The 23,291-nt window shown below is 57.2% G+C and carries 20 protein-coding genes and 4 tRNA genes; 12 read left to right on the top strand and 12 right to left on the bottom strand.

The genetic code is table 11. The features are described from left to right. Positions 1–117 precede the first annotated feature (117 nt). The 5 genes from ETAA8_RS26455 to ETAA8_RS26440 all read right to left on the bottom strand — a co-directional run bounded on the left by ETAA8_RS26455 (position 118) and on the right by ETAA8_RS26440 (position 2,803). Complete coding sequence (locus ETAA8_RS26455) at positions 118–1,287, bottom strand: zinc-dependent alcohol dehydrogenase (protein ID WP_145095776.1); 1,170 nt, start codon at positions 1,285–1,287, stop codon at positions 118–120. Continuing rightward, positions 1,284–2,357, bottom strand: a complete 1,074-nt coding sequence (locus ETAA8_RS26450) for an SDR family NAD(P)-dependent oxidoreductase (RefSeq protein WP_145095773.1) — start codon at positions 2,355–2,357, stop codon at positions 1,284–1,286. Before ETAA8_RS26450 ends, ETAA8_RS26455 begins: the two co-directional genes overlap by 4 nt. A 183-nt stretch (positions 2,358–2,540) precedes the next feature. Beyond that, positions 2,541–2,611 (bottom strand) — tRNA-Glu (locus tag ETAA8_RS26445). 36 nt (positions 2,612–2,647) lie between these two features. Next, a tRNA-Leu gene (locus ETAA8_RS34955) sits at positions 2,648–2,725 on the bottom strand. Positions 2,726–2,730: 5 nt separating this feature from the next. After that, positions 2,731–2,803 (bottom strand) — tRNA-Val (locus tag ETAA8_RS26440). Positions 2,804–3,385: 582 nt separating this feature from the next. Between ETAA8_RS26440 and pilM the strand changes: the two genes are divergently transcribed. From pilM to ETAA8_RS26425, 3 genes are all read left to right on the top strand, one after another. Next, positions 3,386–5,878 carry a pilus assembly protein PilM gene (gene pilM / locus ETAA8_RS26435; protein WP_145095770.1) on the top strand — a complete coding sequence of 831 codons (2,493 nt, stop codon included), beginning with the start codon at positions 3,386–3,388 and terminating at the stop codon, positions 5,876–5,878. A gap of 66 nt (positions 5,879–5,944) precedes the next feature. Continuing rightward, the gene (locus ETAA8_RS26430; protein ID WP_145095767.1) at positions 5,945–7,453 is read left to right on the top strand and encodes a hypothetical protein; all 1,509 of its coding nucleotides are present in this window, start codon (positions 5,945–5,947) and stop codon (positions 7,451–7,453) included. A gap of 129 nt (positions 7,454–7,582) precedes the next feature. After that, positions 7,583–9,733 carry a hypothetical protein gene (locus ETAA8_RS26425; RefSeq protein ID WP_145095764.1) on the top strand — a complete coding sequence of 717 codons (2,151 nt, stop codon included), beginning with the start codon at positions 7,583–7,585 and terminating at the stop codon, positions 9,731–9,733. A gap of 11 nt (positions 9,734–9,744) precedes the next feature. On the opposite strand, the gene queC is transcribed toward ETAA8_RS26425, so the two are convergent. From queC to ETAA8_RS26405, 4 genes are all read right to left on the bottom strand, one after another. Next, positions 9,745–10,446: a 7-cyano-7-deazaguanine synthase QueC gene (gene queC / locus ETAA8_RS26420; protein WP_145095760.1), complete on the bottom strand. Its 702-nt coding sequence runs from the start codon at positions 10,444–10,446 to the stop codon at positions 9,745–9,747. Between the two features lie 34 nt (positions 10,447–10,480). Then, positions 10,481–12,049, bottom strand: a complete 1,569-nt coding sequence (locus ETAA8_RS26415) for an AMP-dependent synthetase/ligase (RefSeq protein WP_202921289.1) — start codon at positions 12,047–12,049, stop codon at positions 10,481–10,483. 95 nt (positions 12,050–12,144) lie between these two features. Beyond that, positions 12,145–12,218: transfer RNA gene (locus ETAA8_RS26410), tRNA-Ile, on the bottom strand. A 251-nt stretch (positions 12,219–12,469) separates the two neighbouring features. Further along, on the bottom strand, positions 12,470–13,057 hold the full coding sequence (locus ETAA8_RS26405; protein ID WP_202921288.1) for a peroxiredoxin family protein: 588 nt from the start codon (positions 13,055–13,057) through the stop codon (positions 12,470–12,472). 213 nt (positions 13,058–13,270) lie between these two features. Here ETAA8_RS26405 and ETAA8_RS26400 point away from each other — a divergent pair, with 213 nt between their 5' ends. Continuing rightward, a complete protein-coding gene (locus tag ETAA8_RS26400) occupies positions 13,271–13,825 on the top strand; it encodes a DUF420 domain-containing protein (RefSeq protein ID WP_238397573.1) in 555 nt (184 codons plus the stop codon). 205 nt (positions 13,826–14,030) lie between these two features. On the opposite strand, the gene ETAA8_RS35685 is transcribed toward ETAA8_RS26400, so the two are convergent. Then, on the bottom strand, positions 14,031–14,153 hold the full coding sequence (locus ETAA8_RS35685; RefSeq protein WP_261343581.1) for a hypothetical protein: 123 nt from the start codon (positions 14,151–14,153) through the stop codon (positions 14,031–14,033). 87 nt (positions 14,154–14,240) lie between these two features. Here ETAA8_RS35685 and ETAA8_RS26395 point away from each other — a divergent pair, with 87 nt between their 5' ends. Beyond that, the gene (locus ETAA8_RS26395) at positions 14,241–14,708 is read left to right on the top strand and encodes an EVE domain-containing protein (RefSeq protein ID WP_145095748.1); all 468 of its coding nucleotides are present in this window, start codon (positions 14,241–14,243) and stop codon (positions 14,706–14,708) included. 186 nt (positions 14,709–14,894) lie between these two features. Here ETAA8_RS26395 and ETAA8_RS26390 read toward each other — a convergent pair whose 3' ends face one another. Further along, entirely contained in the window at positions 14,895–15,212 is a 318-nt protein-coding gene (locus tag ETAA8_RS26390) for a hypothetical protein (protein WP_145095745.1), read from the bottom strand. Positions 15,213–15,410: 198 nt separating this feature from the next. Between ETAA8_RS26390 and ETAA8_RS26385 the strand changes: the two genes are divergently transcribed. Beyond that, positions 15,411–17,069: a phosphatase PAP2 family protein gene (locus ETAA8_RS26385; RefSeq protein ID WP_145095742.1), complete on the top strand. Its 1,659-nt coding sequence runs from the start codon at positions 15,411–15,413 to the stop codon at positions 17,067–17,069. Positions 17,070–17,136: 67 nt separating this feature from the next. Here the strand turns inward: ETAA8_RS26385 and ptsP are convergent, their stop codons facing one another. Then, positions 17,137–18,900 carry a phosphoenolpyruvate--protein phosphotransferase gene (ptsP, locus tag ETAA8_RS26380; RefSeq protein WP_145095738.1) on the bottom strand — a complete coding sequence of 588 codons (1,764 nt, stop codon included), beginning with the start codon at positions 18,898–18,900 and terminating at the stop codon, positions 17,137–17,139. A gap of 452 nt (positions 18,901–19,352) precedes the next feature. Here ptsP and ETAA8_RS26375 point away from each other — a divergent pair, with 452 nt between their 5' ends. From ETAA8_RS26375 to ETAA8_RS26350, 6 genes are all read left to right on the top strand, one after another. Further along, the gene (locus ETAA8_RS26375) at positions 19,353–19,895 is read left to right on the top strand and encodes a 3-hydroxyacyl-ACP dehydratase FabZ family protein (protein WP_145095735.1); all 543 of its coding nucleotides are present in this window, start codon (positions 19,353–19,355) and stop codon (positions 19,893–19,895) included. A gap of 75 nt (positions 19,896–19,970) precedes the next feature. Next, complete coding sequence (locus ETAA8_RS35740) at positions 19,971–20,363, top strand: acyl carrier protein (protein WP_145095732.1); 393 nt, start codon at positions 19,971–19,973, stop codon at positions 20,361–20,363. Positions 20,364–20,449: 86 nt separating this feature from the next. Continuing rightward, positions 20,450–20,995, top strand: a complete 546-nt coding sequence (locus ETAA8_RS26365; protein ID WP_145095729.1) for a 3-hydroxyacyl-ACP dehydratase FabZ family protein — start codon at positions 20,450–20,452, stop codon at positions 20,993–20,995. Between the two features lie 103 nt (positions 20,996–21,098). Then, positions 21,099–22,385: a beta-ketoacyl-[acyl-carrier-protein] synthase family protein gene (locus tag ETAA8_RS26360; RefSeq protein ID WP_145095727.1), complete on the top strand. Its 1,287-nt coding sequence runs from the start codon at positions 21,099–21,101 to the stop codon at positions 22,383–22,385. Between the two features lie 105 nt (positions 22,386–22,490). Continuing rightward, positions 22,491–22,832, top strand: coding sequence for a histidine triad nucleotide-binding protein (locus ETAA8_RS26355; RefSeq protein WP_145095724.1), 342 nt, complete (start codon positions 22,491–22,493; stop codon positions 22,830–22,832). Between the two features lie 5 nt (positions 22,833–22,837). After that, the gene (locus tag ETAA8_RS26350; protein WP_145095721.1) at positions 22,838–23,107 is read left to right on the top strand and encodes a hypothetical protein; all 270 of its coding nucleotides are present in this window, start codon (positions 22,838–22,840) and stop codon (positions 23,105–23,107) included. Positions 23,108–23,291 lie beyond the last annotated feature (184 nt).

The following is a 23,291-nucleotide window of genomic DNA, read 5'->3' as shown; positions in this document are numbered from 1 at the left end:
TATTCAGCAACTTTTGTCACTGCCTGAATAGTCACCTGACGCGATTCAAGGTTCACGATGGCACGCGACAAATTGCGATAATCGTCCCTGCCGGTAGCCTTCTTTGCCAGTTTGACCTTAGGGTGTAAGTACGACCTTGATGCAGCCGTCTTTCTTGTCACGAAAGGTCTTGTACGCGGCCGGTGCGTCGCTCAGTTTCACGCGATGAGTAACGACAAACGACGGATCAATTTCGCCGGCCTCAATTTTTTCCAACAGCGGTTTCATATAACGTTGCATGTGCGTCTGCCCTGTCTTCAAGGTTAGGCCTTTGTTCATGAACGCGCCAAACGGCAACTTATCGGCCAGGCCGGCATAGGCACCAGGAACCGATACTGTTCCGCCCTTGCGGCAACACTTAATGGCTTCGCTCACCGCATGCATTTGATCGGAAGGTGCAACCGCGGCGGAAACTCGATCGGCAATTACACCGATGGTGCTCGGCGCATGCGCTTCACACCCCACCGCATCAATGCAGCGGTCCGGCCCACGGCCACCAGTCATTTCCTGCAAGCGTTGGTAGACATCTTCCTTGCTAAAGTCGATGACCTCGGCCTTGCCTGCGGTCTGTGCCAATTTCAATCGTTCCGGCACTCGGTCGATGGCAATTACGCGGCCAGCTTTGAACATCCAAGCGCTTTGAATGGCAAACTGTGCCACGGGACCGCAGCCCCAAACGGCAACGGTATCGCCCGGCTCGATGCCGCAATTCTCAGCAGCCATGTAGCCTGTCGGGAAAATATCGGAGAGGAAGAGAACCTTCTCATCGGGAAGACTGGACTCAATCTTTAGGGGCCCGACATCGGCAAAAGGAACACGCAAGTACTCTGCTTGGCCGCCGGAAAAACCGCCCAGCATATGCGAAAATCCAAATAGACCCGAGGGAGAATGCCCCATCGCCTTTCGCGCCATCTCGGCGTTGGGATTGGAAGTGTCGCAGCAGGAGAATAGTGTTTTGCGACAGAAAAAGCAGTTGCCACACGCAATCGTAAAGGGCACCACCACCCGATCGCCGATTGCCAAATTATGAACTGCACTGCCGAGCTCAACCACTTCGCCCATGGGCTCGTGGCCGAGAATATCGCCAGCTTTCATCGTGGGCATATAGCCATTCAGCAAGTGGAGGTCCGATCCACAGATACCACTCGCGGTAATTCGGATGATGGCATCACGGGGTTCCTGAATCTTGGGGTCTGAAACTGTATCAACTCGGACGTCGCCTGTTCCATGCCAGCAGAGTGCCTTCATCGAAAAACTCCAGTCGTGCTAAGGGGAAGTGAACTTTCGTCGGGCCGCGGTCGCATCTCATTATTCCGCTCGGCAGCAGCATCACCGAGCGCGGTAATCCACGATGGAGAAACGCTCGACTCACTCTCGTAACCGTAAGCTGCGCGTTGACCGATGCCGCCCATTGCGGGCAGGAAACGGTTGATCAAAGCCAAAATCTCAGCCGTTAATGTCGGCGCAAGTTCGGAAGCCCAGACCGGAGGGCTGAATAAATTTGCGATATAAACTTCGCCGTCACCGTTTTGACACGCGTTAAGAATCTGCCGCGCAGCAGATTCGGCAGTGAGTGCGACAACGGGCAGCGATCCGCCGATACTGAACCAGGCATATTCCTGCCGATGCTGCCCTTTGAAGGTGGCATTGCGCGGACTTCCCGTGCACATCAAGCTGGGGCAGGCAGTCGTCACCAGAATGCCATCTTTTGCCAACTCAGTGCGCAAACCGTTCGACAATCCAACGAGGGCGAATTTACTGGTGTCGTAGGGAATCATGTGCGGCACCGCACGTTTGCCGCCGATAGAAGCAACATTAACGATTCGACCCCAGCGGTTCCGCCGCATGGTTGGCAATACCGCAAGTACCGAATGCAGTGCGCCAAAACAGTTGATGTTCATGGCTGTGCGGAAATCTTCGACGGTCATCGCATCTAGCGGACCGACCTGCATGATGCCGGCAACATTGAAAAGCAAATCAATGCTTCCCCAATGGCGTACCGTGCTTTCTACGACCGCATTTACCTGTGCTTGATCGCGCACATCGCAAACCAGTCCAAGTACATCTCCGCCGGCGTCGCGCAGTTCGCGAGTCGCAGCGGCAACATCGGCGGCGGTGCGAGCACAGATCGTTACCTTGACTCCTTGGGCGACTAGTTGCCGTGCCAGTACTAATCCTAAACCGCGCGAACCTCCAGTCACGATTGCAATTTTGCCCGCCCAGTAGAAATGACGAGTTTGCTGGACCAATACTCGCCCAAATTGATAGACGCCCCAGGCGGCGCTTAGACCCACCAGGGACTTCGTTATGAATCGCATGCTCTTCCACCTTCGTTCCCTGACCTCAGAAATGTCGCTGTGGTCGGGTTGCAACCAACAAAGTTCGTCGGTTCTTAAAGGCAGCGACGTAGATGCCGGTTACCGAGGGTTCATAGCAAACGTTATGCCCCAGCAGGCAGGCCAGCATGATTGGCAAGAAGGCGAATCGCTCGCGAAGGCGAGTGACCCGTATGGGAATCGAACCCATTTCTCCGGACTGAGAACCCGGCATCCTCCCACTAAACGAACGGGCCGCGGATATTCATCGCGCGGGACAATGAGCACGTCAGTAGCACGGGTGGGAATCGAACCCACACTCAGTCACGAAGTTCTAAGCTTCGCCGCTTTTCCTGTTTGCGTACCGCGCTGCAGGTAGTCCTGGGTGGACTCGAACCACCGTTCGTCACTTTGTAAGAGTGCTGCCTTCGCCGCTGGGCTACAGGACTAAAAAGGCATCGAGCGAAATTCGGGCTTTACCTGCCAGGCCGCGAAATTCGAAATGCCTTCGAAAGATCAGACCCGCAGTCCCTCCCAAAGGTTCACGACCGCCACAGCAAGCGATCTGGTGGACATAAAAGTAGGTGCGCATGAGTGCAGCCGAACATGCCTGCACGGGGCTCTAATTCGAAACGTCGCTTTCGACACCTGGCTCGGACTTTATGCTGAGGGCTTTAGCCCTCGTAGCTTCGGGTGGGTACTAGATGGCGTTGCTGATTCCCGCATGCTCAATGCCCGTAACATCGGGGTAAAAAGATTGACATGCGCAGGCCAACGTCGATAGATTAGATTGTGGAACAGAGGTCGGATGATGCGCTCGCAGTTGCTGTATGAGTAGAGGGTGCTGGATGGGCTTTAGGCTCGCTAGCGTTCGTTTACTCAATGGGCCAGTTGCAGCGGGTGCGAAACTTGTCGAGCTTATCTCTTTCGGCAAACGGCGATCATCGACCCCACGCGATTTTTGCTCGCGCAGCCATTGCGCGACTCGGGTCAGTTACAGGGCGCTCGCTCTACCGTGAGAGGACTTGCCGATGGCAAGAAGTGCTGGTGTTTGGGGTATCGACGTTGGTCGTTGTGCCCTCAAAGCGTTGCGTTGCCGCATGGATGGCGACGTCGTTGTAGCCGATGGTTACGATTACATCGAATATCCCAAGCTGTTGACGCAGGCCGATGCCGATGCAGCTCAATTGGTGAAAGAAGCGCTCGAGCAGTTTCTGTCGCGCAACAACTTGCGCGGTGACCGGGTCGCCATCTCAGTTCCCGGCGAATCGGGTCTCGCTCGTTATTTCAAGCCGCCACCGGTCGACGTGAAGAAGATTGCCGACATCGTCAAGTACGAAGCGCGGCAGCAAATCCCCTTCGCGCTCGAAGACGTGATCTGGGACTATCAGCGGATGCCCGGTGGGCAGGAAGTCGATGGCTTCGCGCTCGAGTCGGAAGTCGGCCTGTTCGCGATGAAGCGCGAGCAAGTTGCCAAAGCACTCAAGCCGTTTTTGGATGCCGAGATCGAAGTCGATGTCATCCAACTCGCGCCGATTGCGATCTACAACTTCTTCGCCCACGACATGACGAATCCGCTGAAGGACGGCCAAACCTACGACTCGGATTCGCCGCCCGCTTCGTCGGTCGTCCTTTCGATCGGTACCGAAACGACCGACCTGGTCGTAACGAATGGTTTTCGACTTTGGCAGCGCAACATTCCGCTCGGTGGCAACCACTTCACCAAGCAATTGTCGAAGGACCTGAAGCTCACCTTCGCGAAGGCTGAGCACCTGAAGCGGAATCCTCGCCAGGCGGAAGATCCCAAGGCGATCTTTCAGGCCATGCGACCCGTCTTCGGCGACATGGTGACCGAAGTTCAGCGGTCGATCGGCTTTTTTCATAGCCTCGATCGCAAAGCCAAAATCACGAATATTGTGATCCTGGGCAATACGGTCAAACTCCCCGGTTTGTCGCAATACTTGGGCAAGCACCTGGGATATGAAGTCACCGAGTTGGACGCGTTTCGGCGGCTGACCGGTGCGTCGGTCGTGACATCGCCGTCGTTCAAAGACAACTTGCTGGCTTTTGGTGCAGCCTATGGCTTGTGCGTGCAAGCCCTGGAAAAGAGCAAGCTCAAGACGAATCTGCTGCCGCGAGAATTGATCCTGCAGCGGATCATCAAGGCCAAAAAGCCATGGGCCGTCGCCGGTGTTGCGGCCATTGTGCTGGCCTGTGCACTCAACTTTATTTTCCACTACATGACGTGGGAGAAAGTGCACGAGCTGCATGAAGAGAACAATGTGAAATGGGCTGACGCCGTCAGCACGGCTTCGAATATCAGCTCTCTAAGTGGCAGCTATCAGGCGGAACATGAGAATCGCAAAAAAATCCTAGCTCAGATGCGTGCGATTGGCGACGAAGTGGTTGGTGCCGCCGACCGCCGCGTGATGTGGCTGGAAATCACGAAAGCGATCAATAACGCCTTGCCGCCTATGGCCAAGCAGGGGCGAATTCCGGCGGGACAAATTCCCGACCATCAGCAGTTGCCGTTTTCGCAGCGGCAAGATTTGAAAATTGAGTATCTGGAAACGCAGCATTTCCCCGATCTGGCCGTTTGGTTCACCGATACGGTAAAGCGTCGTTACATCGAACAGAACGATCTGTTGCCGAAGCTGGTCGCCGATCCGAATGCTCAACCCGCGCAGCCTGGCCAGCCAGCGCCAGCTCCGATGGTTGGCATGGATGGAGCGATGGCAGGTGGAGCGGGAACTGCCAGTGCCACTGATGTCTCGTCGATTCAGATTGAAAGCCCCACCGGGCCAGGCTGGGTCATTGAGATCAAGGGATATCACTTCTTTAACGATCCTTCGAACTCTGCCATTGGTGGCTCGGCGCATGTGAAGCGAACTTTGATTAAGTCGATCGAAACGGGAGTCGTCGACCTGCCAAGCGGACCAGGTGGCAAGACCGAGCGGTTCACATTTAAAGAACTGGGCCTGGGCTTTGCGATTCTGGCCCGCGATATTCCCATCGACAAACAGTTTCGCCTCGCCAATCCGAACTACGCGGGAGCAGGCATTGGTGCGGGTGGACCGGGACTTGGTTTTGACTCGCCACCGACTGGGCAGCTGGTCCCAGAAGACCCGAAAAATCCTCAGTTCTTTACGGTTCCCAAGTGCGAATTTGTCGTCCAGTTCTGCTGGCAAGAAAAGCCGCTGAACAAGCGCTTCGAAGAACGTAAGAAGAAAGCTGACGCCGCGCAAGCAGCCGCAGCAGCTGGAACACCCATTCCGGGCGCTCCAGTATCTGCTGTGCCAGTTCCCGGAGTGGCACCTGCTGCTGTGCCCGTTGCGCCAATCAATCCGGCACCAATTCCCGTTGCTCCTGCGGTGCCACCCGTTGTTGCTCCCATGCCCGCACCAGTTGATCCCGGCGCGGCAGTGCCAGTTGCACCGTCGCCCGCTGTGCCCGAGCCAGCGGCTGGCCCCGGAGCTGTACCAGCAACTCCGCCAGCCACACCACCACCCGTTCCTCCCGCGTGATCGCGATGAGCGGGCGGAAGTGGCGTGTCTGACCAATCGGAATTGCAGTAGTTGGGAGTGGAAATCATGGGTCAACTAAAGGAACTTTGGGGCAAAATTCAGCCTCATGTGTTTTGGATCATGTGTGGCGGCATTTTGGTGCTTAGCCTCGCAAGCTGGTACATGTCGACCGGCACGCTCGAGGAACAGCGGCAAGCAAATCAAAGCAAGATCGATAGCGTATATAGCGGCGTAGGCGGACTGAGATCGCTGGCTGCCACGCATCCGAACCCGGCTTCAAATGCTGCCATCGATGCACTCACCCGTCAGTATGCACTGGAAGTCGCAGCTGGCTGGGAACAGCAGTATCGCCGGCAGGAAGGTGTGCTCGTGTGGCCGGCCTCGTTCGATCAGGATTTTCACGATGCGGTGAAACCCTTACGCCCCATTGAGAAGGTTCCGGTCGCGACCCCCTTGGCCTTGACCATTCCCGATGGTTTGCGCCGTCGCTATCGCGACTTTATCGAAGACGAATTGCCAAAACTGGCAACCACAATCGGTACGAAGTGGAACGCCCGCCGCGATGGAACGGTCTCAGAGCAACCGGCAGGTATGTTGCGGGCCGATGGTACGAGCGCCGCGCCGGTCGATCGATCGATGGTCCTTTGGGCACCCACAAATCAACAAGAGATATTGACGACCCACTTCGGTTTTACAGCGAAAGAAGACGATCCGAGTACGCTCGACGTGCTGTATGCCCAAGAAGACCTGTGGGTGTTGCAGAATTTGATGGAAATCATCAAGCGGACAAACGAGGGAGCTGAAGGACGCCACAATGCGACCGTCAAGCAGATCGAATACATTCGCATCGGAAAAGGGGCTCTCGGCAATGCCGGGCAGGTGATGATCGTAGGTTCCGCGGTGCCGGGCGTCGCTTCTGGCGGAGGCTTTGACGAGGGAATGGGCGGACAGCCGGTCGCGGCTGGAGGGCCACAGGGGCAACCTACCGCAACTGCCGGCGCTCCCCCGGTGTCGCCAACAACAAACGCCAGCTTTAATCCGCTCGATCCAGCTAACTGGCGCTATGTCGATTCCAACAATTTCCCCTTGGCTGGCTTTCAACTGCGCGAAGCGCTCAATCCGGCGCCCACTACCGACAATCAAAACGCATTGCTTGCCGTCGCGAAGCGGATGCCGATACGCATTCGTTTGGAGATCGATCAGCGGCACATGAATCGGCTACTAACCGAGTTTGGCAACGCACCGCTACCTGTTGAGATTCGACAAGTGCGGATCAATCGCGACGCTGCAGCGATCGGATCGCCCGACAGCTTTTTTCAAGCCGGCACCGGTGGCATGCTGGCGGGAGGCGAGGGGAACATGGGCGGGTTTTCGCCTGCTGGTTTTCGTGGTGAGGGTGCCGGCTTTCCGAACGGTGCAGCGAGTTTGACGAAGGACGCGACGGTGGACTTCAATCTCGTCCAGCTGGAGTTGTACGGGATTGTGTACATCTACAATCCCGTTAATCGCAGTCTGCTCAAGTTAGAGGAGGTGGCGACTCCTATCAGCGTGCCGGTTATGGCGGCGAATCCTTAGTTTTCGGGTAAACGCGACGCCGGTGGCTAAGGGAATGAAAAAGTCGAATACGAAGCGAATGAGAACGAGCTAATCGACGGGCAGGACAACCTGGGGCCAGGTTAGAATGGGGTAAAGGGAGCGAGTCACATGAAGGCACCAAAAATTAGTTTGGACACTGCGAAGCTGCAGCAAATCTTGCTGCTGCACGTCGAGAAAATTGTCCTCGGCATCGTGCTGTTGGCAGTCATTTGGTTCGTCTATCAGGGAGCATCCCTCACGAGCTTGGACAACGCCAAGACTCCCCACGACCTGATTAATGTCAGCAACGAAGTGACAACCGAGATCAACAATCCAGCTCACGCGCCAGTGATCGTCAAGATCGAAGGGCAAGACGTCGTCGGGCACCCAGTTCAACTCCTCGTAAGGCAGGGCCAACAACCGAATGATGCGGGCCCGTATCGTCCGACCATTCCCCTGAAGACCCCCGACTATCCGAAAGCCAGTCAGCGAATTGACCCTCGCATTTTCCCTGCCCTAAAGGTGAAGGTCGTCCCGCTGCATGGTCCGCTCGCCTATTTGGGAAGAATGGGAGAAATCGACCCAATCCTCGCCACTGAAGTTCCCGCTGCTGGTGACGATCCGCAAGGTCGGCAGCCAAAAGTGAATAAGTTGGCTCCCAAAACCAAACGCCCTAACAACAAGCGAGGGGGCGAATTGCTGGAAGGCGAAATGCAGGAAGGCATCCCCGCTGGTTTCGGCGAGGGTGAAATGGGAATGAATAACCGCGGCCTCAGCGTGTTGCCACCGGAAGCCAAAGTGGGCTTTCATCCAAGCGGTGAAGTGGCAATTCGCGAAGCCCGAGCGGTCGTCGTCTTGGCTGCGGTTCCGCTCGAAAAGCAACTCGAGGAATTCGAAGCCGCCTTTAAAGACGCGCTCGATTACGATCCCGCGCGTGATATTCCCCGCTACATTCTGTTTCACGTTGAGCGGGCCGATGTAACGGACGATCCGGCTCAAGACCCCGCCCAAGCCAAGTGGGAAAGTCTCTCGTTTCCCAAGGCGCTGACGGAGATGTACAGCTGGGCACCTTCGCCTCACGAAGTGGTTAATCCTAATGCGGTCGATCCGGCAATTCTCACGAACCGCGTTCCACCCTTCATGCAGCGCGAAATTTACGAAGCGCTGGTACATCCCGATATTCCCGCAGCACAGTTGCCAGCCGCTGGCCCCGGCAACGGTATGGAGGGGAATCTCCCTGGCGTCGAAGGTGCCATGCCAGTCGCGCCAAAAATCAGTGAAGAAGATCTGACGGGTGCTGGCGGCGGTGCCCCGCTGCCCGGGATGACAGGGGTGGGTGGCGAAGGTCGCATGCCATTTCAGCAGCAGGGCATGCAACCCGGCTTTCGCCCCAACGGTTTTGGCGAAGGAGGTCCGGGTGCTGGTGGGCCGATGATGACCTTGACCAAGTACAAATTGCTCCGCTTCACCGATACCACGGTCCAGCCTTCGCGCAAGTATCGCTATCGTGTGAAGCTGCTGGTCGAAGACCCCAACAATCCGTGGAGCAAGGAAGTCCCGCCGCGGTGGGATCCAACGCGCACCGTGCCCTATCGTCGCCCGTCGATCCAGTCGATGAGCCCGAATGTGCTTAATCGCGTGCGCGCCAAGGAAGCTGGTCCCAACAGCAACCTCGCTTTCTTGCTGGAATCCGACCCCAGCGAACCGAGCGACATTGTTGAACTGCCAGAACTAACACGCTACTTTGCCGGCAAGGCCACCTCTCCTTCCGGAAATCCCGTCCGCCCAGGAACGCCTCCTGTTTTCACTACACAACCGTTTGCCAACCTGCTGACGGTGATGTGGGATGCGAATAAAGCCGTCGATGTTCCAGGCGAGAAGGAGGTCTTTCGCGGGTCGATTCTTAACTTTGATAAAGATGTCGAAGTGATCCATCCCGCGAAGCTACTCGTTCACCCCATCGGCAAGTATTCGTTTCGAACTGATTCGATCGTGGTTGACTTCACCGGTGGCAATGAGATTCCTTCGGTAGAGGGACGACGTTCCGACCCGCGAGTTCAAGAGCCGTGCGAAATGCTGGTCTTCGATGGCCAAGGGAACCTGAAACTGCTGGATGAGGCCGACGATGTCGAGGGCTTCCGCCGCTACTTACCTCCCAAGCCCGAAGCGCCGAAGACGACCGGTCCCGCGGTCTTTGGACCCGATGCGGCGGTACCGGGTGACGACCTGCTGAATACTCCTCGGCAGCCGAGAAATCGGCGCGCCAACGCCGCGCCATAACCGTCGACCGTTTACCGGGTTTGATAAACAATCGGGTCGGCTTCGCCATTTTCGGCGAAGCCTTTTTTTCGTAGCAGGCACGAATCGCATTCGCCACACGCCGCACCATCGGGTGCCGGATCGTAGCAGCTGCGCGTCAAGCTGTAGTCGACTCCGAGCGCCAGACCACGGGCGATGATCTGCCCCTTCGTCAACTGCAATAGCGGGGCATGAATCTTCATTCGCTGTGCGCCTTCTACGCCGGCCTTCGTCGCTAGATTGGCAAGTCGCTCGAACGCCGCAATGTACTCGGGCCGGCAGTCGGGATAGCCGCTGTAGTCGAGTGCATTCACGCCGATGAAGATGTCGGTTGCTCCCAGTGTTTCGGCATAGGCAAGCGCGTAGGAGAGAAAAATAGTGTTCCGCGCAGGAACATAAGTGATGGGGATTCCCCCGCCAATCTCACTTACGCTTGCCGACTTCGGGACTGCGAGATCGCTGGTGAGCGCCGACCCGCCGAACTGCCGCAGGTCGATATCGACAACTGCTTGCCGTTCGATATGACTGGCCACGGCAATTTCGCGGGCAGCGTCGAGTTCCATGACATGCCGCTGGCCGTAGCGAAAGCTGAGGCAGGCTGGCTCGAAACCTTGCTCAATCGCAATCGCGAGCACCGTGGCGGAATCGAGCCCACCGCTGAGCAGCACAACACACACGGGTTTAGGAGCAGGCATGACAAGGCTCGAAAAAGTGAAGGAGGACCCAGGTTCAATCGTCGCAGAACATCTGCCGCACGCAATCGGCATAACGCTGCAAAATGACTGGGCGGCGTAGCGTCAGCTTGGGAGTAAGTTCGTTCTGCTCTGCGGTCCAGGGATTAGGCAACAACCAGACGCGGCGAATCTGTTCGTGCGCGGCCAGGTGTTGAAGTTGGGCGGCCAGGTGAGCAAGCACCTGTTGCCGAACCGCGGGCCCATCGTGCTCGGCTGCGTTTGTGTTCTTCAGCACCACCAGCGCGCCGAGACTTCGTTCTCCTTCGCCGATCACCATGATCTGGCGAATCAGCGAATCGGCGTCGAACAGCGACTCGATCGTCGCCGGCCAGACCTTTTTTCCCGTGGCCAAGGCAATGAATTCCTTCTTGCGACCGCCAAGCGTTACCAGGCCTTCGCCGTCGATAGTCGCCAGATCTCCCGTATGCAGCCAGCCGCCTGCCAGCACTTCACTCGTTGCTGCAGCATCCTGCCAATAGCCGGCCATTACATTCGGACCATGCACCAGCAGTTCGCCGTCCGTGATGGTCTTCAGTGCGATCCCAGGAACCGCACAGCCGACTGTTCCCGCTTGGTAGCTGGCTGGCGACGATAGCGTGACAACCGGCGCAGCTTCGGTCAGGCCATATCCTTCATAGACGGGTGTTTGCTGGGCGGCAAAGTAGTTAAGCAGCGCCGGTTCAAGCCTCGCTCCCCCGGAGATAAAGCCGCGCACGTGGCCACCGAGCAGTTTCTGAATGGCAGCGGGATCGCTCGGTCCGAACTGCGCTAGCGCACCTTGCTGCAGGCGACCGAGAAGTGCAGGAACAGCGACCATCAGCGTCGGCTGCACGAGTTGAGCATCACGCACATAGGTCTCGCGACTCTGCGCGAGTGCCAGCCAGGTATCCCCGGCCAGCGAGACCAGCAGATCGCTCATGCGACCATAAGCATGGCTGAACGGTAGGGCATTCAGCCGGACGTCGGTTGGTTGACGGCCGAAGCCCGCCACGATTCCTAATGCGTTGGCTGCGAGATTGCCTTGCGTCAACATCACTCCCTTGGGATCGCCACTGGTGCCCGAGGTATAGACGATGCTCGTCAGCGAGTCGGGAGTAACTGTCTCCAGTGTTCGTTGCCAGCGCAGTCTCCCTGCAGTGACGGAACCGCTGGCGCACAAGTTCGACGTGGCAGCGAGCGTTAGCATTTCCCAGGCAGGATTCAGCATTTCGGCTACTGCGAGCAGCCGAGGTGCGAGCGCTTCATCAACAATGGTTAGCAGGCTGCCACTGTGCTGAATCTGCCAGGCAAATTGTGACGGGCTGAGAGAGGTGTGCAGCGGTACGAGCACGGCGCCAATTATCTGCACCGCGAAATCGGCCACGATCCACGCCAGCGAATTGCCAGCGGCCAGCGTCACGCGGTCGCCAGGACCAACCCCTCGCTTGGCTAAAATATCAGCCGCAGCGCAGGCCAGTTCAGCAATCTCGGCCCATTTCAGGCGATACAGTTCCGCGCGATCGCGGATTACCAGCAGGCCGCCCGAACTGGCTCCTTCAGCGGCCCGCCGCGCAAGCAACTCCATTACAGTTTTCGAGCAAGTAGTGCTCGAGCGATCCGACTCGATGGAACTCGTTCCCAAACCGCCTGCCATCCAACACCGTCTCATCCATCCGCAAATAGGGCCGCCCGGACTTGAACCGGGAACCAACAAATTATGAGTTTGCTGCTCTAACCGATTGAGCTACAGCCCCGAAGTTGAGAGTCGCAGCAGCGAGCGAAATGGTTCGCTACGAGTTGCGACTTGAAGACGGTTTCATTCTAAGCCGGGACTGCGAAGTGGCAAACCGGACCTGCTGTCATGAGTCAGGGGGGCTGGGAAAGAAGCGGTTTCGCCGGGCAAACCCCGTAAAATCGTCAGGAAGCGACGATCGTTATCGCCCCGCGAGTCATTGGCGCGGGGTTGGGTTCTCTCGGGGAAGATTGGGTTGTCAGCTGCGGGGGCTTACTTCTTCTCGACCTTTTTCGCGTCTTTACCCACGCTGACCGCTTCAACGCCAATGGCCTTGGCGGCTTTCTTCGAGACGATGTTGGCAATCAGGCCATTCGGTTCGCAGCCGGCGGCGATCGAGATGATCTTGCCACCCTTTTCGATCAGGAAGTTGGTGGGCATGGCCTTGGTTTCGAAGGCTTCCCAGGCGGTACCCTTCGAGTCGACCGCATAGAGCATGTCGAGCTTCTTCTCGGCAGCGTACTTGGCGACCTTTTCGTCCGGTTCGCGGAATACGAGCAAACTTGTCAGCCCTTGGGATTTGTAGGCTTCGTTGATTTCTTGAAAGTAGGCCAACTCTTTGTCGCAGCCCGAGCAGCCGCAAGTGAGACGGACGAGCACCGGTCCCTTGGCGGTCAGAGCCGACAGTTCAATCTCTTTGCCCGCAGCATCTTTGATCTTAAAGGCGGGAGCCTGCGTGCCGATATCGACCTTCTTCTCCTTCGCAGGGGCAGCTTTCGTCGACTTCGGAGCGGCGTCCTCTGCCGTGCAGATGCCGAACGTGGCAGCGGCAAAAAGTGCGGCGAGCAAGTGTCGTTTCATGGCAGGATCCTTAGGAGGGAGGTGAGGCATGGAAACATTCCGCGGCCGGTGCAACATATCAGTGGGCCAGGCCTGCCTCAAGTTTTTTCCAGCCAGCGAGAAGATGCAGTATGGCGTTAATGCGACTTGGCTTGCCATTCGTGGCAAAATTGGTTCCTGATACAATCTGCCAGCAACGGTGCCCAAATGCCATCAACTACGGAGGTAACAAGAGTGGAGCTGTTCCTAGTCGCCCAAGCTACCCTGCCGGCAGCAACCCCAGCGACTGCGCCTCACACGGGATTTATTCCGGGCTCGCGCGGCTCCCTGATGCTCGATGTTGTCTTTCTGGCGATGTTCCTCGTCGTTCCAGTGCTGCTGTGGAGCGTGTACCTGGTGAAATATCGCCAGCGCTACCAGTTGCACAAACAGCTTCAGATCGTGCTCGGCACGGTGCTGCTGCTGGCGGTGGGTGCCTTCGAAATCGACATGCAGCTGTTCACCGACTGGGAAGCCCTGGCCGCGCCCTCTCCTTATTTTGATGCGGCGCGCAAATGGTCGTGCCCGGTGGGTATCAGTCTGCTCGTGCACTTATCGTTCGCAATTCCGACGCTGGTGCTCTGGATCGTGGTGATTGTCCGCGCACTGCGGAACTTTCCCAGCCCGCCACTGCCAGGACCACATTCCGTCTGGCATCGCCGTTGGGGCATGATTGCCACTGGCGGCATGGTGATGACCGCGGTCACGGGCTGGTTCTTTTACGTCATGGCTTTTGTGCTGACGAAATAGGCCGCCAGGTGACCCGGGTTGCGATTAGTCGTCGCGACGATCTTTGCGCCCCGATGAGGCTGCGACGACAGCGACAACGATGATCAGACCCACGAGGAGTAGTAGCCCGAGGGCGACGATGGCGATTAGACCGAAGGACATCACGGGAGTCGCTTGCATGGTGGAGTGTTGTCTAAAATGTGTGCCATACGTAGCCGAATGGGGTTTATTGACGGCGCTTGTTGCCTAGCAAGACGATGAGAACTGCGGCTGTGCCGAGCAGCATCATCGAAGCGATTGCGCCGAGGATTAGCAGTTCGAAAAAGCCAATTCCGAAGACTGCCAACATGTTTATACTCCCGATTAAGCAACCTCTTCACTTGCGCAGCACCGACTGACCGCAACATAATCTAACACCTCTGATTCGCCTAAATCTATGAAATATTGGCTGCTGAAGACCGAGCCCGAATCGTTTTCGATTCAAGAATTGCAGAACTCGCCGAACAAGACGACCTGCTGGAGCGGCGTGCGCAATTATCAGGCTCGCAACTTTCTGCGCGACGAGATGAAGACGGGAGATCGAGTGCTGTTCTATCACAGCAATGCGAATCCGCCGGCCATCGTCGGCACTGCTCGCGTGGTGAAGGAGGGCTATCCCGATGGGACGGCGCTCGACGAGCACGACCATCACTGGGATCCGAAGAGCACCGCCGAGAACCCGATTTGGTACATGGTCGATATCCAACTCGATCGCATCTTCGCTCAGCCCCTTGGGCTCGATCACTTGCGCACGGTCGCGGCACTGCAGAAGATGGAACTGCTCCGCAAAGGATCGCGATTGTCGGTGCAACCGGTGAGCGCGGCCGAGTTTAAAGAAGTGCTAAAGCAGGCGGGGGTGAAGTAGGGCTAAGCTTGGCGGTGACTCGGGCGCCGATCACTTGTTGATAAAGTCGGCTATTTATCAACGAATAGGTCGAAGCAGAAAATGGCAATTCCGTCGCAAGTTGATGAGAGTGAAAGACTTGCAAGCAGGTTGCGAAAGAGTGGGGTGTTGAAGAATTACAGGGGTTTTTCAACACTTAGGATTCGCTTAACCCGAAAGATCGAGTTGCCCGCCGGCTGAGCCGGTGGGATCTTTGGAGAGGGGCGGAGTGGATTCGGCGGTTGCTTCCGCTTCTTTTTTGGGCTGACTTGCTTCCCACAATTTGCGGCCGTCGGCATCGCGGTCGCTCGCTTCGGAATCTTGTTCCATTTCGCCGATGCCAGCTGCCCGTTCGGCGATTTCCGCGACATTATCGACGCGGCTCTTTTCGGCGGTACCGTTTTGCGTTTTTTCGGCGTCGCCGGCACGCTGGGTCGCAGCTGTGGCGGCGAAACTGCCCACCGCTCCTAGAGAACCGATGCTCATGTCAGCCCCTCCTTGCTACTGGGTGCTGCGGAAAACGTAAGCTTTCGGCTATTACCGAGCAAGACGAATCTGATTAGCAGGAGTTGGAAAGTTGAGGAGTTGCGGTCGCGGCAAGATAGTGAGGTTGGTGAGAGCCGGCAGATTAAGTAGCATGTTTCACGTCACGGACACCCAATTCACTTAGCATGAAGCAACATCATGATTTCCCGCCGTAAGTCGTTTTATTGCCGAGTTCCACGCCGATTGTCGTTCGAGCAACTCGACGCGCGGGAAGTGATGGCGGGGGATGTGGTTTCGGAATGGAACGGGGTGGCCCTTGATGCGATCAGGTTAGCTGCGACATCGCCGCCGGTGGCTTCACGAGCACTGGCCATTTTGCACGTCGCCATTTTCGACGCGGTGAACTCGATCGATCGGACGCATACGCCGTACAAGGTGCAGTTGGAAGTGTCCGCGACGGCTTCGCGCGAGGCAGCAGTTATCGCAGCTGCGCACGAAGTGCTGACTGCGATCTTTCCTGCCCAAGTCACCACTTTTAATAACTTTCGCGATTTGACGCTGCAACAAGTTCCCGATGGTCCCAACGAAACGGCCGGCGTGAATCTGGGTCGGCAAGTGGCCCAAGATATCTTGGCTCTGCGGAATGGTGATGGCTCTGCCACGGCGGCAATCCCTTACACGCCCGGCAGTGACGTTGGAGAGTGGATTCCCACTCCCCCGGCCAACGCGAACGCGCTGCTGCCAGGTTGGGGGCAAGTGACTCCGTTCACTTTGACCACCGGCAATCAATTCGCGCCGAACGGGATTCCCGAATTGAACTCGGCTGAATACGCAGCAGCGTTCGCCGAAGTGAAGTCGCTGGGAGCCATCGATAGTACGACGCGCACGCAAGATCAAACCGATATCGCTCGCTTCTGGTCGGATGGCGCGGGGACGGCAACCCCACCGGGGCATATCAATATTCTGGCAAGTATCGTCTCGACCTCGCAGAACCTCACGCTCGCACAAAATGCCCGTTTGTTCGCAATGCTGAACGTCGCCCTGGCCGACGCCGCCATCGAGTGTTGGAACGTGAAATTTGAGCAGGAATTCTGGCGTCCCGTGACGGGCATTCGCGCGGGAGATACCGATGGAAACGACGCGACGACTGTCGACGCTACTTGGACTCCGCTGCTTACTACGCCGCCGTTTCCCAGCTATACCTCTGGGCATTCGACTTTCTCAGGCGCTGGGGCAGCAGTCTTGAGAGCCTTCTTCGGCATCGATAATTTTTCCTTCACGCTGCCGACCGATGCCGCTGGTGTAGCCGACCGGTCGTTCACCAGTTTTACGCAGGCTGCGGAAGAAGCGGCCGATAGTCGACTGTATGGGGGCATCCATTGGCGGTTCGACAATGAGGATGGCCTGACCGCGGGGACCAGCATTGGCGAATGGGTTGCTCGGCGATTCTTTCGCGCGCTGCCTCAACCGGGTAAAGCGAGTTTGGAAGACGGCACGCTGTATGTGACTGGCACCGAAAAGGCTGATGTCATTCTACTGCAGAAAATTGGGAGTTCGATTTACGTTTGGATGCGCGGTCGACAGGCAGGGAAGTTTGCCGCCAGCAGTGTGCAGCAGGTGGCCATCGACGCGCGGGGTGGCAACGACTACGTTTCGCTCGCCCTGATCGCGATTCCTTCGACCATTTATGGCGGTGCGGGGAACGACATTCTTATCGGCGGTTCGAAGCGCGATGTGATTAGCGGCGGTGCAGGGAACGACTTTTTGTACGGTCTCGGCGGCAACGATCAACTTGAAGGGAACGCGGGGCGCGATTGGCTGTTCGGCGGGCTTGGTCGCAATACGCTAGTGCAATAGCGAGTCACCTTACCGTTGGGCGGGCGAAAAAACTTTTGGTGGAGTGAGGCAGACCGTGCAGCAGGAGCTAGTCCATATCCAACATGCGCAGGTTGGGCGCGAGGATGGCTAACTGCTCGGCCATGTAGCGTTTGACGGCCGAAGTGGTGCGAAGCGTTAGTGCGCGGCGGAGGATGGTCCGGCACGACTCTTCTGTCAGGTGCGCGGCAAGTTCCTTCATCGAAGGGATGAACGAGGCACTCATGCTGAAGCTGCGCAGCCCCATCGCAAACAGGAGCACGAACGCGCGAGGTTGGGCCGCCATTTCGCCGCAAAGAGTAACTGGCTTGCCGGCCTTGTTGCACGCCTTGATGACGGTCGCGAGGACACGCAGCACCGGCGGCGCGAGAGGTTGGCACAAATGGCTGACCTTGGGATTATCGCGATCGGCAGCCATCAGGTATTGAACGAGGTCGTTCGAGCCGATCGAGACGAAGTCGACGAGCGGCAGCATATCGTTGATAGAAATCGCAGCGGCTGGTACTTCGAGCATCATTCCCAGCGGCACTTCGGCAAAACGTTTGTTCTCGGCTCGCAGTTGTTGGGCCGCTTTGCGGACCATGGCGCGAGTCTTGCGCACTTCCTCGACGGTGGTAATCATCGGGAACATCAATTTGACTTGCGTGTTGACCGACGCCCCTTCGGCCGCCGCTCGTAGCACTGCCCGCAATTGCGTGTTGAAGAACTCAGGATGCTCGAACGAGAGACGAATGCTGCGCCAGCCCATGAAGGGGTTAGCTTCCTGGTGCGTGTGACCCAGATAAGGGACCGTTTTATCGCCGCCGATATCGAGCGTACGAATGGTCATCGTGCTGCCCGGCGTTGCGAGGATTGCATCGCGATAGGCGATGTATTGTTCTTCCTCATCGGGAACGTCGGGATGCGTCAGATAAATGTATTCGGTTCGGAACAGGCCAACGCCGGCAGACCCCATGGCGACAGCCGCGCTGCAGTCGATGGCGCCGTTAATATTGGCGAGCAGTTCCAGCTTGATGCCATCGGCCGTAACGGCGGGCTGGTCTTTGTTTTCGGCCAGCGTGTTCTTGAGGAGGAAGAACTCGCGTTCGAGTTTGAGATAAGCGCTACGCTGTTCGGGATCTGGATTCACCAGCACATGCCCGCCGCGAGCATCGACAACGACAGTGTCGCCATTCTTCACCTGCCTTAAAATATTGCGCAGGCCCGAGACAGCTGGGATGCCCTTGCTGCGGGCGATGATCGCGGCGTGGCTCGTTTGGCTACCAGCCTGCGTGACAATTCCCTTTACTACTAGCCCTTTGAGCGCCACGACTTGCGACGGCAGCAGTTCATCGGCGATCAGAATCACCGGCTGGTTCAGCAGTTCAGGGTCGGTGTTCGTCGCTTGGGTCAGGTGAGCATTGATGCGTATGACGACGTCGCGTAGGTCATTCATCCGTTCGCGCAGGTATTCGTCGTTCGTCTTCGCGAACAACACGGTGTACTGCTCCAGCAGGCGATGGAGCGCCGCTTGGGCAGTTAAGCGTTCATCGACGACCCAGCCGCGGACTTTGTTCGTAAAGTTCGAGTCGCGGAGGATCAGTTCGTGAGCGGAAAAGATCTGGGCTTCGTTTTCGCCAACTTGGGCAGCGACCTTGTGTTGCAGCGCGCGCAGTTCCGCTGCCGCTTCATCTCGAGCGGTTTCATAGTTCGCCAGTTCGGCGGTTACTTCGTGGTCTTCGAGCCGCTTGGTATCCGGATTGATGAAAATCTCGTGGATACAGTATGCGACCCCAACCGCGACGCCGGGTGAAACGGGAATGCCTTTGCGCATAGTTGAAGCGAAAATGTAGCAGCAAACCTAGGTGCTGACAAATCAAGGAGTGACCCAATTAGCCGCAAGGGCGATTAAATTTGCTTTATCCGGCCTTAAAGGAGTGCAAAACGTCATGAGCGACCAGATTGTCAGGCCGTCGCTAAGTGGCGGGGGCACCTGAATGGACTAGGTGGAGGAGATTATGCAGGCAATCAAGCGTCTTGGCTGGAAGTCGAGGAAATTGCCCTGCCAGCTGATGATCCGTTGTGGTAATTCGCGAAGGGGACTATAGTTGCGGACTTTGCCGATAATGCAGAGAATGATGGTTTGGCGAGCTTTTGGCGCTGAGTCTCCCTGACTCGCGAGAAGACTAACCAGAACCGTCGATACTCCTTGCCAGCATCAGCAACCAACAGACTTTGAAATTGTAGTCGCGGACGGGGTTCACCCTCCGCAGGGGAATGTCAACCATGCGGTTTTGCTTGCTTGATCGCATCATCGACCTCCAACCCGGGGCGAAGATCACCGCGGTCAAGTTGCTGCGGCCAGAAGAAGACTACTTGCGCGATCACTTTCCGCGATTCCCGGTAATGCCGGGGGTCTTGATGCTGGAAACGATGTATCAAGCGGGAATGTGGCTCGTGCGCAGTTCAGAAGACTTCCAGCACGCAGCGATCCTGCTGAAGGAAGCCCGCAACGTGAAGTACAGCGACTTTGTCACCCCCGGCAAAGAGTTGCTAGTTACCGCTGAGTTGTTGAAACAAGACGATACAACTGCCACCCTTAAGACTCAGGGGACGATCAACGGCAATGTGGCCGTTTCGGCTCGCCTGGTGCTCGAAAAGTTCAATATCGGCGATCGCTTCCCGGCCCGTGCCATGAGCGATCACTATTTGCGGCAATGGATGAAGAAGGTGTTCCTGCGACTGATGCAGCCAGTCCCAGAACCCAACCCCAGTTCGCCGCATCCCCATTTTCAAGTCAATTCACATTTGGTTTCCGCGCAGCCTTGAGGCCTACGGATGAGCCTCGGCGGATCCCACTGATGGACGGTTGCCACCCTTTTTAGTTTTGGAGAATCGATTCCCATGGCAGTCACGAAAGACGAAGTATTCAAGAAGGTGCAAGCCGCTCTGGTGGATGCTCTCGGTGTCGACGAAGAAGAAGTAACTCCGGAAGCCACGATGGTGGGCGATCTGGGTGCCGAATCGATCGACTTCCTCGATATCGTGTTCAAGCTCGAAAAAGGCTTCGGCATCGAAATTCCCCGCAAGGAATTGGCCCCGGAAGACATCCTGACCAATGCCGAATACGTCAAGGACGGCAAGGTCACGCCCGCTGGCATTACCGAGCTGAAAAAGCGGATGCCCTTCGTGAACTTCACCAAATTCGAGGCGAACCCGAACGTCCGCGAGTTCAGCAACCTGCTGACCGTGGGCGATCTTTGCCGCTATGTCGAAGGCAAGGTCGGCGCTGTCTAAAGGCTGGTTCTGGCGCAGGGTTCGCAGGCCGCACCCCACGCTAGCCAGAGTCGCATCGGTCGCTTCTTTTTACTGAGTAGACAAACATGCGTTGGTACTGGATCGACCGATTTCTGGAGTTTGAACGGGGCAAGCGGGCCGTCGCTATTAAGGCGGTCACGATGTCGGAAGAGCAGCACGACTCGTACTTGCCGGGCTATCCGGTGTTACCGTCGTCTCTCATGATCGAAGGGATGGCTCAGACCGCGGGTATTCTCGTTGGCGAGATGAGTGGCTTTGAGGAACGGGTCGTGTTGGCCAAAATCAACAAGGCTGTCTTTCATGCGCCGACCGAATGTGGCGATACCCTCCGGTATAATGCCGTTCTGCAGGACGTACAAAAGGACGGCGCGATTGCTTCCGTCACGGCTCACGTTGGTGATGAGTTGCGGGCTGAAGTAGACATGATGTTCGCCTTTCTGGATGACCGGTTTCCCAAGGGACCGCTCTTCGATCCAGAAGACTTCCTCGTCATGCTTCGCTCGTTCCACTTGTACGATGTGGGGATCGACGAACACGGTCAGCCGATTAAACCGCCCGAAAGCTACTTGCAGGCCGAAAGTGCGGCCTATAAGGCAGCTGGTTTGATCTAGCCGGCCTTGCCGCCAATGACCACGCGGCGAATGATTCAATTTCAGGATGCCCGGCCGCTGGCCTCGCTGGCGGCTGTCCTCTGAGGAAGATGGTGACGCAGATATGAAACGGCGCGTAGTAGTAACGGGCATCGGCTGCATCAATCCCCTGGGCAACGACGTCGAGACAATGTGGGCGGGACTGAAGGAAGGTAAGTCGGGCGTGGGCTATACCACCGTCTTCGACGCCAGCCGATTTCCCACGCGCATCTCGGCCGAAATCAAGAACTGGGACATCACCGATACCGGTGAAGATCCCAAACTCTGGAGCGAGCGCGCCCGCCACACTCGCTTTGCCGCGGGTGCCGCCAAGCAGGCCGTGAAAATGTCCGGCCTGCAAGACGATAAGAATCTCGACCCGACGCGGTTTGGTGTTTATCTGGGCTGTGGTGAAGGAACCCAGGACTTCATCGCCTTCTCGCGCATGCTCACCAGTTCGCTCACACCCGATGGTGTCGATCTGGCCAAGTACATGCGGGTCGGGCTCGAAACGCTCAGCGCCGTTCAAGAAGTCGAACAAGAACCCAGCATGCCAACTAGTCACCTGGCTGCCATGTTCAATGCTCAAGGCCCCAATGCCAACTGCCTCACCGCGTGTGCGGCCAGCAGCCAGGCCATTGGAGAAGCGACCGAAATCATCCGCCGCGGCGATGCCGACGCCATGCTCTCCGGTGGCGCTCATAGCATGATTCATCCCTTCGGCGTTACCGGGTTTAACCTGCTGACGGCCCTCTCCACCAGCAACGACAATCCGACCAAAGCTTCGCGCCCGTTCGATCGCCTTCGTGATGGTTTCGTGCTGGGCGAAGGGGGAGCGGTAGTCGTGCTCGAAGAACTCGAGTGCGCCAAACGCCGTGGTGCCACCATCCTCGGCGAAATTATGGGTTACGGCACCACTGCCGACGCTTATCGCATTACCGACATCCACCCCGAAGGTCGCGGGGCCATCGCCTGCATGAAAATGGCCATCGAAGATGCCGGCATCACTCCCGCCGACATTCAATACGTGAACGCTCACGGTACCAGCACTTCGGTCAACGACCGCGTCGAATCGTTCGCGTGCAAAACCATCTTCGGCCAGCGGGCGATGCAAACCCCCGTCAGCAGCACCAAGAGCATGATGGGGCACCTGATCGCTGCAGCCGGCGTGACCGAAGCCATTGTTTGCCTGCTGGCCATTCGAGACAACGTCCTGCCGCCGACCATCAATTACGAGAATCCCGATCCCGAGTGCGATCTCGATTACATCCCCAACGTCGCCCGCCAGGCGAAGTGCGACATCGCCCTGAGCAACAGCTTTGGTTTCGGTGGTCAAAACATTTCGCTCGTCGTCGGTCGGTTCAAGGGTTAGCTGCTGACATAGCCCGACGCGGTCAGCGCGGGGTGATCACGCAATCGTAGTTTTTTCGCAGTTCTCCCCCGCGTGCGTCGGGCTCAGGAAATGCAGGTAGCGCTCATGTCCAAAACCATCTTCAAGCGGATCATCGATAAAGAGATTCCGGCCAAGGTGATCTACGAAGATGAATTGTGCCTGGCCTTTCCCGACCTCAACCCCCAGGCGCCTACGCATGTGCTGGTGATTCCCAAAAAGGAAATCGCCAACCTCGCCGCAGCCCTGCAAGAAGACCAGGCGCTCTTAGGTCACCTGCTGCTGGTCATTCAAAAGGTGGCCGGACAGCTGGGGCTCGCGGACGGCTATCGCGTGGTTGCCAACTGCGGCCCACACGGCGGGCAAAGCGTCGATCATCTCCACTTTCACATCCTCGGTGGCCGTCCCATGAAGTGGCCGCCAGGCTAGTTGCCGTGAAAATTATCAATCCCTTCTATGCCGCGCTGATGGTCGTGGGCCTGGTGTTCGCTTTGACGACCTGTGCCTACACGGTGATGACTTCGCGCAAGCTTGACCCGCTGCTCGCCGACGAACCGGGACTGACGCAGGTGATGGAACACCACGGGGTGAAAATCCTCGGTGGCGAGTTGGCAATTCTGGCCGTCCTGACTTTCGCCGCAATCGGCACTGACGACTTCTGGACGCGCCGTCATGAAGCAGCCAAGCGTTCCTCTGGAAATTAGCTTCCCCTTGCCTCATTGCACGCCCTTAAGTCCGTGCATCGAAACAGGAAATTTCCACTATTCTGTTTGTTGTGCAAAGTTTCCTGATTCCTGCAAGGTATTGCCCGACGGCCAGTTGCGCACTTTCGGGTCGTCGTAAGTCCTAGCAACTCGGTGAAACGTTCCAAATTCAATTTCCATAATT

It is taken from the genome of Anatilimnocola aggregata, assembly GCF_007747655.1.
Classification (GTDB): Bacteria; Planctomycetota; Planctomycetia; order Pirellulales; family Pirellulaceae; genus Anatilimnocola; species Anatilimnocola aggregata.
Note: the sequence above shows the minus strand (reverse complement) of the source record. Positions and strands in the feature narration are given on the sequence as shown.

What these genes read in the sequence shown, in the direction of transcription:
- ETAA8_RS26355 (WP_145095724.1), top strand. Translation starts at nt 22,491, where the DNA reads ATGTCCAAAACCATCTTCAAGCGGATCATCGATAAAGAGATTCCGGCC.
- queC (WP_145095760.1), bottom strand. Translation starts at nt 10,446, where the DNA reads ATGCCTGCTCCTAAACCCGTGTGTGTTGTGCTGCTCAGCGGTGGGCTC.
- ETAA8_RS26395 (WP_145095748.1), top strand. Translation starts at nt 14,241, where the DNA reads ATGAAATATTGGCTGCTGAAGACCGAGCCCGAATCGTTTTCGATTCAA.
- ETAA8_RS26450 (WP_145095773.1), bottom strand. Translation starts at nt 2,357, where the DNA reads ATGCGATTCATAACGAAGTCCCTGGTGGGTCTAAGCGCCGCCTGGGGC.
- ETAA8_RS26365 (WP_145095729.1), top strand. Translation starts at nt 20,450, where the DNA reads ATGCGTTGGTACTGGATCGACCGATTTCTGGAGTTTGAACGGGGCAAG.
- pilM (WP_145095770.1), top strand. Translation starts at nt 3,386, where the DNA reads ATGGCAAGAAGTGCTGGTGTTTGGGGTATCGACGTTGGTCGTTGTGCC.
- ETAA8_RS26430 (WP_145095767.1), top strand. Translation starts at nt 5,945, where the DNA reads ATGGGTCAACTAAAGGAACTTTGGGGCAAAATTCAGCCTCATGTGTTT.
- ETAA8_RS26425 (WP_145095764.1), top strand. Translation starts at nt 7,583, where the DNA reads ATGAAGGCACCAAAAATTAGTTTGGACACTGCGAAGCTGCAGCAAATC.
- ETAA8_RS26385 (WP_145095742.1), top strand. Translation starts at nt 15,411, where the DNA reads ATGATTTCCCGCCGTAAGTCGTTTTATTGCCGAGTTCCACGCCGATTG.
- ETAA8_RS26455 (WP_145095776.1), bottom strand. Translation starts at nt 1,287, where the DNA reads ATGAAGGCACTCTGCTGGCATGGAACAGGCGACGTCCGAGTTGATACA.
- ptsP (WP_145095738.1), bottom strand. Translation starts at nt 18,900, where the DNA reads ATGCGCAAAGGCATTCCCGTTTCACCCGGCGTCGCGGTTGGGGTCGCA.
- ETAA8_RS26390 (WP_145095745.1), bottom strand. Translation starts at nt 15,212, where the DNA reads ATGAGCATCGGTTCTCTAGGAGCGGTGGGCAGTTTCGCCGCCACAGCT.
- ETAA8_RS26375 (WP_145095735.1), top strand. Translation starts at nt 19,353, where the DNA reads ATGCGGTTTTGCTTGCTTGATCGCATCATCGACCTCCAACCCGGGGCG.
- ETAA8_RS35740 (WP_145095732.1), top strand. Translation starts at nt 19,971, where the DNA reads ATGGCAGTCACGAAAGACGAAGTATTCAAGAAGGTGCAAGCCGCTCTG.
- ETAA8_RS26405 (WP_202921288.1), bottom strand. Translation starts at nt 13,057, where the DNA reads ATGAAACGACACTTGCTCGCCGCACTTTTTGCCGCTGCCACGTTCGGC.
- ETAA8_RS26415 (WP_202921289.1), bottom strand. Translation starts at nt 12,049, where the DNA reads ATGGAGTTGCTTGCGCGGCGGGCCGCTGAAGGAGCCAGTTCGGGCGGC.
- ETAA8_RS26360 (WP_145095727.1), top strand. Translation starts at nt 21,099, where the DNA reads ATGAAACGGCGCGTAGTAGTAACGGGCATCGGCTGCATCAATCCCCTG.
- ETAA8_RS35685 (WP_261343581.1), bottom strand. Translation starts at nt 14,153, where the DNA reads ATGTTGGCAGTCTTCGGAATTGGCTTTTTCGAACTGCTAATCCTCGGC.